The sequence below is a fragment of the Microbacterium yannicii genome (assembly GCF_024055635.1).
In the GTDB taxonomy this organism is placed as follows: domain Bacteria; phylum Actinomycetota; class Actinomycetes; order Actinomycetales; family Microbacteriaceae; genus Microbacterium; species Microbacterium yannicii.
Genome location: NZ_JAMXMB010000018.1, coordinates 71,671 through 82,163, shown reverse-complemented (window position 1 = coordinate 82,163; position 10,493 = coordinate 71,671). Strand labels below are relative to the sequence as shown.

Here is a 10,493-nt window from a genome sequence, read left to right as displayed (position 1 = left end):
CACGCCACCCTCCCCAGGGCTCCTACAGGTCGAACTCTGTCTGAGCGGCGTCGGGGCTGTTCACGATGCCGTCGTTGTCGAGTTCGACGTCGATCTCGGTGTCGTACTCGTTGAACGAGTCGTCCACCGTCAGATCGGCGTCCAGCGAGTTGTCCTGGAACGAGTCGTCGATGTCGGTGTTCGTCGAGCTGTCCTGGTTGAACGAGTCGTCGAGGTCGACGTCCATGTCGGTGTTCGTCGAGTTGTCGTTGAACGCGTCGTTGATCTCGGTGTCGACGTCCCAGTTCGTGGAGTTGTCCGAATTGTCCGAGTTGTCGGAGTTGTCGGAGTTGTCCGAGTTATCCGAGTTGTCCGAGTTGTCGGAGTTGTCCGAGTTGTCCTGGAACGAGTCGGAGATCGCCACGTCGACAGGGTTGAACGAGTCCTCGATGTCGACGTCGATGTCCCAGTTCGTCGAGTTGTCGACGTCGGCGTCATCGCCCGCAGCGACGGCGTGGTCGCCCGAAGCCATGCCACCCTGCTGTCCGAAGACCTGGAACACCCCGCCCGAGTCGTTCGCCCAGATGTTCTGGTTGACCGACTGGTCGAAGATCGCAGACCGGTTGTCGACGGTCATCGCTCCCGCACCCGCTGCCAGGCCCGCGCCGCCGGCGCCGCCGCCGAGGTTCAGGTCACGGAAACCGGTCGAGTACTGCCTCACGCCCGTCGTGATCGAGTGGTCGTTGAGGGTCTGCTGGTTGAACGAGTCGGTGATGTCGACATCGGTGTCCCAGTTGTTGGAGTGGTCGTCGTTGAACGAGTCGGTGATCGCGACGTCCACGTCGGTCGAGTTGTCGTTGTACGAGTCGTTCGTCGAGTTGTCCGAGTTGTCGGAGTTGTCGGAGTTGTCCGAGTTGTCGGAGTTGTCCGAGTTGTCGGAGTTGTCGTTGTACGAGTCCTCCGTGTTCCCCGAGTCCTCGACATCGAGATCGACCGAGTTGTCGGAGTTGTCGGAGTTGTCGGAGTTGTCGGAGTTGTCGGAGTTGTCCGAGTTGTCGGAGTTGTCCGAGTTGTCGGAGTTGTCCGAGTTGTCGGAGTTGTCCGAGTTGTCGGAGTTGTCGTTCATCGAGTCGTTCGTCGAGTTGTTCGAGTTGTCGGAGTTGTCGGAGTTGTCCGAGTTGTCCGAGTTATCCGAGTTGTCGTTGAGCGAGTCCGCCAGATCCACGTTGGTCTGAAGACCCAGCAGGTTGGTGTTGTCGTCGGCCATGATGATCTTCTCTCTTGACAGGTGCCAGTCGGCTCTTGATCAGAGTCTGCTGACCGCCGCTCCCCCCGGCATCGGGAGCAAACCCCGCACTCCGCACGGGGGCGTACGGGGTTCCGACGGGGTTCCCTGCGCACCGGCGACGGGCCGTAGGCTCGGCGGGTGGAACTCTCCGAACTCGAAGCGCTCCTGACGCCAGAGGGGCTCCGGCTCCTCGACGCGATGGCGCCGGTCGACTCGTCCGACGACGTCGCGCGCGCCGTGACGCGCCTGCGCCGTGACGGCCACTCCCCCGAGCTCGTGTCTGCCGTCGTGGGGCAGGCCCGCCTCCGCACGCGCGCCAGGGCGAAGTTCGGCGACTTCGCCGACCGGATGCTCTTCACCCGCGCCGGGCTCGAGCAGGCGACGCGGCTGTCGATCGCCGCCCGTCACGCGGCCCGCTTCCGCGACGCCGGCTTCGTTCACGTCGCCGACCTCGGCTGCGGGATCGGCGGCGATGCGCTGGGGCTCGCCGGACTCGGACTGCGTGTCACCGCCGTCGATGCCGACGAGGTGACGGCGGGGATCGCCGCGTACAACCTCGCCCCGTTCGGCACCGATGTCGAGGTGCGACACGGCAGCGCCCAGGACACCGACCTCGCCGGCATCGACGCCGTCTGGCTCGACCCCGCACGACGGACCGCCGGCCACACGGAGACCAGCCGCACCCGTCCCGACGACTGGTCACCGTCGTTGGATTGGGTCCTCGAGGTGGCGCGACGCCTCCCGACCGGCGTGAAGCTCGGCCCCGGGCTCGATCGCGAGCTCATCCCCGACGACGTCGAGGCGCAGTGGGTGAGCGCCGACGGGTCGACCGTCGAACTGGTGCTGTGGTCGGGCGCGCTGGCGCGCGAGGGCGTGCGCCGAGCGGCCCTCGTGATCCGCAGTGACGGCGGTGAGGGCGCGCGGGCGCACGAGCTGACGGCCGACACGGATGCCGCGGACGAGCCCGCTCGCGAGCTCGGCGCCTACCTGCACGAGCCCGACGGGGCGGTCATCCGTGCCCGTCTCATCGGCGATGTCGCCCGAAGCCTCGAGGCCGGAATGCTCGACGAGCACATCGCCTACCTCACGTCGGATGCCGCCCTCACGTCGCCGTTCGTCTCGACCTTCCGCGTGCGCGAGGTGCTGCCGGCGGACGTGAAGGCGCTCTCGAAGGCTCTGCGGGAGCGTGACATCGGGCGCCTGGAGATCAAGAAGCGCGGGGTGGATGTCGACCCCGCCGTCCTGCGCCCGCGCCTGAAGCTTCGCGGATCCGAGTCGGCGACCCTGCTGCTCACCCGCATCGGGAACCGGCGAACCGCGATCCTCGCCGACCGCGTCTGACCTGCCTCCCGGCGCGTTCGGCGTCATCGACAGGGGTTCGGGGCGCATCGCGTCGATCGGGGGCGCACGCCGCACGCCCCGAACGCACGGGATGCGCCCCAAACCCGAAACCGCGTCAGCCGAGGAGGTTCGCGCGCAGGGCGGTGTAGAGCAGCCAGCCCGCGCTGTACAGGATCGACAGGGTGCCGAGGGCGATCGCCCATACCGCGACGGCGCGGTTCTCGAGCGGGCGCCGCAGCGCGATGATGGCCGAGACCACGGCCACCAACCCGATGGGGAAACCCCAGCCCACGAACATCGACACGATGAGACCGACGACCGCGAAGGCGAGAGCCCAGCCCGCCAGACCGCTGTGGAACGCCGAGTCCGTCGCCTGCCACGACGAGTCATCGGGCGTGAACTCACCGCCCGGTTCAGCAGGCGCCGTCTCGACGGTGACGGCGACCGGCGCCGTGGGCAGTCGCTGGAATCCTCCCCGATGCGCCCCGGGCAGCGGCGAGGCGTCCTGCGCGAGATCCACGTCGGGCGACACCGACGACACGAACGGCTCCGCACGTTCGGGCCGAGGCGCGGGCGGTGTGGCCGGCTCGGTCGCCTCAGCGGGTTCCGCGGTCTCAGGAGCGGGCTCGGCCGCGGCGGGCGCGGCCGGGGCCAGCGCTTCCGGGGCTGCCTCCGGCGCAGCCTGCGCCTCGGCGGGCGCCGGGGCAGGCTCCGGCACGACGGGCGTCACAGTCGGGTCGTCCACCGGGCGCTCGGACTCCCCCACGCCTGATTCCACAGGCTCGGGAGGGGCGGCGGCGGCAGGCCGCGGCATCCGTTCGTCCGTCATGCCGATTCCGCCACCTGGATCTCGGTGACCGGCAGCGTCGAGTCGGCCCCGAACTCCAACGTCGACGGCGCGCGGCCCGCCATGATCAGCTCGGAGGTGAGCGCGGCGATCATGGCCCCGTTATCGGTGCAGAGCGACAGCGGCGGAATGCGCACGGTGACGCCTTCGGCCGCGGCGCGTTCCAGCGCCACCTCTCGCAGACGTCGGTTGGCGATGACGCCGCCGCCGAGCAGCAGCCGCGGTACGCCGTAGTCGCGGCACGCGGCCAGAGCCTTGGTGACGAGCACGTCGACGACGGCCTCGCGGAAGCTCGCCGCGACGTCCGCGATCGGAACCTGCTCCCCCGCCGCCTCCCGTAGCTCGACCCAACGGGCGACCGCCGTCTTCAGCCCCGAGAACGAGAAGTCGTAGCGGTGTCCCGCCATGTCGGACGCCCGCGACAGTCCACGGGGGAACGGGATCGCCGTGTTGTCCCCGGATGCCGCGGCCCGATCGATCTCGGGCCCTCCGGGGTACGGCAGTCCGAGCAGCCGCGCGACCTTGTCGAACGCCTCGCCGGCGGCGTCGTCCATCGTCTCGCCGAGGAGCTCCACGTCGGTGGTGAGATCGCGCACGAGGAGCAGCGAGGTGTGCCCGCCGCTGACCAGCAGCGCCACGGTGGGGTACTCCAACGGCGGTGCCTGGTCATCGAGGATGTCGGCCGCGATGTGGCCGACGAGGTGGTTGACGGCGTAGAGGGGCTTCTCGAGCGACACGGCGAGCGCCTTGGCGGCGCCGACGCCGACCATCAGTGCTCCCGCGAGGCCGGGACCGCTCGTCACCGCGACGGCGTCGAGGTCCGCGAGCGCGACCCCCGACTCGGCGAGCGCCGCCTCGATCGACGGCTGCAGCGCTTCGAGGTGCGCACGGGCGGCGACTTCCGGCACGACGCCGCCGTAGCGGGCGTGCTCGTCCATCGAGCTCGCGATCGTGTTCGACAGGAGCGTGCGGCCGCGGACGATGCCGATGCCGGTCTCGTCGCAACTCGTCTCGATGCCGAGCACCAGCGGTTCGGCCCGGTTCACGTGCACACCCCTCCGTCCGCAGCGCCCGGAGCCCCGCGGGTCGCCGAGCCCCCACTCGTCACCACGCCGTCATCGTCCGGGGCCGAAGCGCTGCGCCACCCTCGCACGTCCAGCTTCATGACGACGGCGTCGACGTCGTCGGGCTGGTAGTAGCGGGGCTTCCGGCCGATCTCGGCGAAACCCTCCGACGCGTACAGTCCCTGAGCCACCGGATTGTCGTCGCGCACCTCGAGGAAGACGTGTGCGGCGCCGCGGCGGGCCGCCTCCGCGAGCAGTGCCCGCAGCATCGTGCGCCCGCGGCCTCGCCCACGCGCACCCTCGGCGATCGCGATGGTCTGGATGTCGGCATCCGTCGCACTCTTCACAGCACGCAGCCCCGCGTACCCGACGAGCCGGCCGGCCTCCTCGTCGACGACATACCACCCGTGGGGCGAAGTCAGCTCCTCGCGCATCATCGCCTCGGACCACGCATCGGTCGGAAACGATGCCCGCTCGAGCTTCATGATCGCGGCGAGGTCGGCGGGCGTGGCCGCGCGCAGGGTCATGCCGGGTCCTGCCCTCGCACGGCCGGAGCCGGCGGTGCGGCGGCGGCGGACCGCCCGTTCGCGGCCCGCCCGCTCGCGGCCGGCAGGTTCACGCGTTTCGGAGCGTGAGGCAGCGTGACGTCGGGCGAGCGGAGGTAGAGCGCGTCGTCGGGGCCGACGGTCCGGCCGGCCGACAGGGCGCGGGCCGCGGCCAGCGCGAGCATCGCGGCGGGGATCCGGTCGGCCTCACGACGCTTGGCCCCCGCGGCCGCGAGCACGGCATCGAGCTCGTCACGCGGAACGAGGGCGGGCTCGGCCACCCGGATGGGCAGGCCGTCATCGTCGATGCCGCGATAGAGCGTGTAGGCGAACTCGCGCCGGCGCGCGTCGGTCACGACCGCGAACGTCTCGGCCGCCCCGTCCTCGACGTCGCCGACGAAGCCCCAGTCGGCGGTCAGGGCGCTGTGGAGGAGCAGCTCGAGCGCGACGGCGTCGTGGCTCACGACCGGTACGACCGGCAGGCCGCGCCCGAGGGCGAACGCACGGGCGGCCGCGACGCCGACGCGCAGCCCGGTGAACGGCCCGGGTCCCATTCCGGCAGCGATGTGCGTGATGTCGGAGGGAGTGACGGATGCCTCCGCCATCGCCCGTTCGAGCAGCGTGCCGATGGCCTCGGCGTGGCCGCGCGGGTCGAGGCTGCGCGCCTCGGAGCGGATGACGCCGTCGGGCTCGACCACCGCCACTGCGGAGCCGAGCGACGTGTCGATGCCGAGGATCACCCTCCCAGGGTAGTCGGCGTGTCAGCACCGGTCGTTGAGCGAGCGACGACGCCTCGTCTCGTCACTGCGGTCCGCGCTCAGCGAGCGGATCGACCGGATGCTTCGTGCCGGGCGATGTGCACGAGCCGGGGCGCGTCGGCGTCGAGGTCCGCTTCGTGCGCGACGCCGTAGCAGGCGTCGTCCTGCCCGCGCCCGTGCCACTCGCGGTCCAGTTCGACCTCCCACCAGTGGTCGCGGATGCCGTCGACCAGTCCGCGGCCCCACTCCACGATGACCACCGAGCCGTCGAAGTCGATGTCGAGGTCGTCCAGCTCGGCCGCCGACCCCAGCCGGTACGCGTCGACGTGCACCAGCGGCGTGCCGCCGACCAGCGAGGGGTGGGTCCGCGCGAGGACGAAGGTGGGACTCTGGATCGGTCCCCGCACGCCCAGCCCGCGCCCGATGCCACGGGTGAGCGTCGTCTTCCCCGCCCCGAGCGGACCGGTGAGCACCACCATGTCGCCGGGGCGCAGCATCCGTCCCATCTCCTCGCCGAGCGCCTCCATGGCGTCCGGCGAGGTGATCTCGCGTGTGCCCACGAGCGCGTCGATTCCCCCGCTCATCGCGCCTCCCTCGTACCGTTCTCAAGACCTCTGGTCCCCGACCGTTGCGCGGGCCGCGGAATCACGCGGGCGCCCGGCCGGGGCCGCTGCATCCCTCCTGAGAACGGAACGCCGAGCGCGCTCATTCCGACACCCGCCGACGCGGCACGCGGGGTCCGACGCGCGTGACGATCTCGTAGTTGATGGTGCCCGCGGCATCCGCCCATTCCGTCGCGGCGGGCGCGCCCAGTGTGGGATCGCCGAACAGCACGACCTCGTCGCCGACGGCGACGGGCGAGTCGCCGACGTCGACGACGAACTGGTCCATCGCGACGCGGCCCGCGACCGTGAAGCGCCGACCGCCGATCACCACGGGTCCCGCGCCCGACGCCTGTCGCGGCACGCCGTCGGCATAGCCGAGCGGCACGAGCGCGAGCGTCGTGTCGCGCTCGGTGCGGTAGTCGTAGCCGTACGAGACGCCCTTGCCGGCGGGCACGCGGCGCACCGCCGCCACCGCGCCGTGCAGTGTCATCGCGGGCCGAAGGCCCAGGTCGGCCGAGGATCGGTCGTCGAACGGCGACAGCCCATACAGTCCGATGCCTATCCGCACGCAGCCGAGCCGCGACTCGGGCAGGTCGATGGCCGCATGTGTCGCGGCGAGGTGGCGGAGCGGCGGGGCGAGTCCGAGCGAGGCGGCGACGCCGACGCCCTCCTCGAAGGCCCGCAGCGCGGCCCGGTCGTCGTCGACCGAGGCGTTGGAGAGGTGGCTGAACAGCGCGATGACGCGCACCCGCCCGATCCGCTCGAGCCGGGCGGCCTCGGCGAACACCACGCGGTAGGCATCGGGCGCGATGCCGTTGCGTGAGAGGCCCGTCTCGAGCTTGAGGTGCACCCCGACGGGACGATCTGCGGATGCCGCGGCCGCCGCCTGCTGCAGCTGCGCGAGGCTCGAGATGCCGAGCTCGATCCCGAGGGCGGCCGCCTCGGCGAAGTCGGCTCCCGGCGCGTGCAGCCACGCGACGATCGGTGCGTCGATGCCCGCACGGCGCAGCGCGATCGCCTCCGTGATGTCGGAGACGCCCAGGCGCGTTGCACCGCCGGCGAGGGCCGCGAACGCCGAGCGGACCGCGCCGTGGCCGTAGCCGTCGGCCTTGACGACGGCGATGATCTCCGAGGCGGTGAGCCGGCGGAGGTGCCGCACGTTGTCCTCGATGGCGCCGACGTCGACGACGGCCTCGCGCAGCGCCCCAGCGGGCAGGCGGCTCATGCGGGTTCCTCCGGGTTCGGGGCCGGGGTCGGGGCAAGGGTCGGGGTCGGGGTCGGGGCATGGTCCGGGGCGCCCGACGGGCGTCGAGACAGGGGATTCTCGTCGAGACCGGTGGCGCCGCGCCCGGTCTCGGCGCGGATCCCCTGGTTCGGCGAGTCCGAAGGGCCGGGCGGCACCACCGAGGGCTCGGCGGACTCGGCGATCACGTACGCGGTCGCGAGGCCGGCGTCGTGCGAGAGCGACAGGTGCACCGCGACGATGCCGCGGTCCGCGACGACGCGGGCGGTCGACCCGCAGAGCGAGAACACGGGCCGACCGGATGCCTCGGACACGACCTCGATCTCGGTCCAGTGCACCCCGTCCGAGCCGCCCAGCGCCTTGATGAGCGCTTCCTTGGCCGCGTAGCGCGCGGCGAGCGAGTGCGGCTTCAGCGCACGCTCTGCCTCCGAGAACAGTCGGTCGAGCAGCTTCGGCGTCCGCTCGATGGTCCGTTCGAACCGCGGGATGTCGACGAGGTCGACGCCGATTCCGACGATCACATGCACCTCCTGCCGCGCCGGTGCGCGGCATCCGTCACCCTATCGCGCCGCGTCAGGGAGCCCGCCCCCCGTCTCCCGCCCCGCCTCGATGACTTGGCGTATATGTACGCGACACGCCAGGGTGTCGCGTACATATACGCCAAGTCACGGCGCACCGCGGGCGCAGCTCGGCCCCAGCACGGGCGCAGCGCGGTCACTCGCCGGAGACGCGCCTACTCGACGGTGACGGACTTGGCCAGGTTGCGGGGCTGGTCGACGTCGAGGCCCTTGGCGGTCGCGAGGCCCATCGCGAAGATGTGCAGCGGAACGACGGCGAGCAGGGGCTCGAAGAACGGGTCCGCGAGCGGGATGCGCAGCACCTCGTCGGCCTTGGGGAGCACTGCCGCGTCGCCCTCTTCGGCGATCGCGATGACGCGGGCGCCGCGGGCGCGGATCTCCTCGATGCTCGAGATCACCTTCTTGTGCATCTCAGCCGACTTGCGCGGCGAGGGCACGATCACGAACACCGGCTGGCCGGGCTCGATGAGGGCGATGGGTCCGTGCTTGAGCTCGCCGGCGGCGAAACCTTCAGCGTGGATGTATGCGAGTTCCTTGAGCTTGAGCGCGCCTTCGAGGGCGATCGGGTAGCCGACGTGGCGCCCGAGGAACAGCACCGACCGCGTGTCCGCCATCCACGAGGCGAACTGCTCGATGCGGGGCTGCTCGCGCTCGAGGATCTGCGCGATCTTGCCCGGGATCGCCTCGAGCTCGCGCACGTGCTCGGCGGCATCCGCAGCGGCGACCGACCCGCGGATGCGACCGATGTGCAGGCCCATCAGGTACAGGGCGGTGATCTGCGCGACGAACGCCTTGGTCGAAGCGACAGCCACTTCGGGGCCGGCGTGCGTGTAGACGATCGCGTCGGACTCGCGCGGAATCGTGGCGCCCTGGGTGTTGCAGATCGACAGCGTCTTCGCGCCGCGCTCCCGGGCGTACTTCACGGCCATGAGCGTGTCCATGGTCTCGCCGGACTGGCTGATCGACACCACGAGGGTGTCGGGCCCGATCACCGGGTCGCGGTAGCGGAACTCGTGCGCGAGCTCGACGTCGACCGGGATGCGGGTCCACTGCTCGATCGCGTACTTGCCGACCTGGCCCGCGTAGGCAGCGGTGCCGCAGGCGATGACGATGATGCGCGAGATGCCGGCGAACAGCTCGTCGAGGCCGTCGAGCTCGGGGATGACGACCTGGCCGTCGCGGATGCGGCCGCGGAGCGTGTTGGCGACGGCGTCCGGCTCTTCGGACACCTCCTTCGCCATGAACGACGACCAGCCGCCCTTCTCGGCGGCGGCGGCATCCCAGGTCACCTCGAACGGCTCGACCTCGACCGCGTTGCCCGCGAAGTCGGTGACCTCGACGCCCGCGGGCGTGATCGCGACGATCTGGTCCTGGCCGATCGCGAGGGCGTTGCGCGTGTGCTCGACGAAGGCGGCGACGTCCGAGCCCAGGAAGTTCTCTCCCTCGCCCAGCCCGATGACGAGCGGCGAGTTGCGGCGCGCGCCGACGACGAGCCCGGGCTGGTCCTGGTGCATCGCGAGCAGCGTGAACGCACCCTCGAGGCGCGTGACCACGGCGCGGAAGGCCTCGACCAGATCCCCGGTGCGCTCGTACTCGCGACCCAGCAGCACGGCCGCCACCTCGGTGTCGGTCTCGCTGCGGAAGGTGAAGCCGCCGGCGAGCAGCTCTTCCTTGAGCTCGGAGAAGTTCTCGATGATGCCGTTGTGGATGACGGCGAGCTTGTCGTCGTCCGCGAGGTGCGGATGCGCGTTGCCGTCGGTGGGGCCGCCGTGGGTCGCCCAGCGGGTGTGGCCGATGCCGGTGGTGCCGTCCGCGAGCGGGCGGGCCGCGAGGTCGTCGCGCAGCACCTGCAGCTTGCCGGCACGCTTGCGCATGCCCAGACCCCCGTCGCCGTCGATCACGGCGATTCCGGCGGAGTCATAGCCGCGGTACTCGAGCCGGGAGAGCCCCGAGATCAAGACGGCCTGGCTCTGCCGCGGGCCCACGTATCCGACGATTCCACACATGCGGTCCATGCTAAGGGCGGGGTTTTGCGCGGCTCCCTTACGAATAGCGGATGCCGGGGGCCCGGGCATCCGGTCGCCAAATCTGGCGACTCGCCAACAACGACGCACTCAAGGTGCACAACCTGGCGACTCGCCAAGAACGGGACCGATGCCGCGGGCCAGTGGCACCCGATCGCCCGAACCCGGCGACTCGCCAACAATGACGCACTCAAGGTGCACAACTTGGCGACTCGCCAAGA

General features: G+C 70.9%; 9 protein-coding genes and 1 pseudogene. 1 reads left to right on the top strand and 9 read right to left on the bottom strand.

All coding sequences use genetic code 11. The features are described from left to right. Positions 1-22: 22 nt before the first annotated feature. Positions 23-1,246 carry a hypothetical protein gene (locus tag NCG93_RS08360; RefSeq protein ID WP_206687625.1) on the bottom strand — a complete coding sequence of 408 codons (1,224 nt, stop codon included), beginning with the start codon at positions 1,244-1,246 and terminating at the stop codon, positions 23-25. Positions 1,247-1,405: 159 nt separating this feature from the next. On the opposite strand from NCG93_RS08360, the gene NCG93_RS08355 reads away from it, so the two are divergent. Further along, complete coding sequence (locus NCG93_RS08355; RefSeq protein ID WP_194414435.1) at positions 1,406-2,608, top strand: THUMP-like domain-containing protein; 1,203 nt, start codon at positions 1,406-1,408, stop codon at positions 2,606-2,608. A gap of 115 nt (positions 2,609-2,723) precedes the next feature. Here the strand turns inward: NCG93_RS08355 and NCG93_RS08350 are convergent, their stop codons facing one another. From NCG93_RS08350 to glmS, 8 genes and pseudogenes are all read right to left on the bottom strand, one after another. Further along, entirely contained in the window at positions 2,724-3,437 is a 714-nt protein-coding gene (locus NCG93_RS08350; protein ID WP_194414436.1) for a DUF4190 domain-containing protein, read from the bottom strand. Beyond that, positions 3,434-4,501: a tRNA (adenosine(37)-N6)-threonylcarbamoyltransferase complex transferase subunit TsaD gene (tsaD, locus tag NCG93_RS08345; RefSeq protein WP_194414437.1), complete on the bottom strand. Its 1,068-nt coding sequence runs from the start codon at positions 4,499-4,501 to the stop codon at positions 3,434-3,436. Before tsaD ends, NCG93_RS08350 begins: the two co-directional genes overlap by 4 nt. Further along, positions 4,498-5,046, bottom strand: a complete 549-nt coding sequence (gene rimI, locus NCG93_RS08340; protein ID WP_194414438.1) for a ribosomal protein S18-alanine N-acetyltransferase — start codon at positions 5,044-5,046, stop codon at positions 4,498-4,500. Before rimI ends, tsaD begins: the two co-directional genes overlap by 4 nt. Continuing rightward, entirely contained in the window at positions 5,043-5,804 is a 762-nt protein-coding gene (gene tsaB, locus NCG93_RS08335) for a tRNA (adenosine(37)-N6)-threonylcarbamoyltransferase complex dimerization subunit type 1 TsaB (RefSeq protein ID WP_194414439.1), read from the bottom strand. The genes rimI and tsaB overlap by 4 nt, the downstream gene beginning before the upstream one ends. A gap of 77 nt (positions 5,805-5,881) precedes the next feature. Further along, positions 5,882-6,406 carry a tRNA (adenosine(37)-N6)-threonylcarbamoyltransferase complex ATPase subunit type 1 TsaE gene (tsaE, locus tag NCG93_RS08330; protein ID WP_194414440.1) on the bottom strand — a complete coding sequence of 175 codons (525 nt, stop codon included), beginning with the start codon at positions 6,404-6,406 and terminating at the stop codon, positions 5,882-5,884. Between the two features lie 121 nt (positions 6,407-6,527). After that, on the bottom strand, positions 6,528-7,652 hold the full coding sequence (gene alr / locus NCG93_RS08325; RefSeq protein WP_194414441.1) for an alanine racemase: 1,125 nt from the start codon (positions 7,650-7,652) through the stop codon (positions 6,528-6,530). Between the two features lie 185 nt (positions 7,653-7,837). Continuing rightward, a pseudogene (locus NCG93_RS08320) lies at positions 7,838-8,191 on the bottom strand (holo-ACP synthase); the annotation flags it as partial. Positions 8,192-8,403: 212 nt separating this feature from the next. After that, a complete protein-coding gene (glmS, locus tag NCG93_RS08315) occupies positions 8,404-10,254 on the bottom strand; it encodes a glutamine--fructose-6-phosphate transaminase (isomerizing) (protein WP_194414442.1) in 1,851 nt (616 codons plus the stop codon). Positions 10,255-10,493: the final 239 nt, after the last annotated feature.

Coding starts and splice junctions, on each gene's coding strand:
- tsaE (WP_194414440.1), bottom strand. CDS start 6,406: ATGAGCGGGGGAATCGACGCGCTCGTGGGCACACGCGAGATCACCTCG.
- NCG93_RS08360 (WP_206687625.1), bottom strand. CDS start 1,246: ATGGCCGACGACAACACCAACCTGCTGGGTCTTCAGACCAACGTGGAT.
- NCG93_RS08350 (WP_194414436.1), bottom strand. CDS start 3,437: ATGACGGACGAACGGATGCCGCGGCCTGCCGCCGCCGCCCCTCCCGAG.
- alr (WP_194414441.1), bottom strand. CDS start 7,652: ATGAGCCGCCTGCCCGCTGGGGCGCTGCGCGAGGCCGTCGTCGACGTC.
- glmS (WP_194414442.1), bottom strand. CDS start 10,254: ATGTGTGGAATCGTCGGATACGTGGGCCCGCGGCAGAGCCAGGCCGTC.
- rimI (WP_194414438.1), bottom strand. CDS start 5,046: ATGACCCTGCGCGCGGCCACGCCCGCCGACCTCGCCGCGATCATGAAG.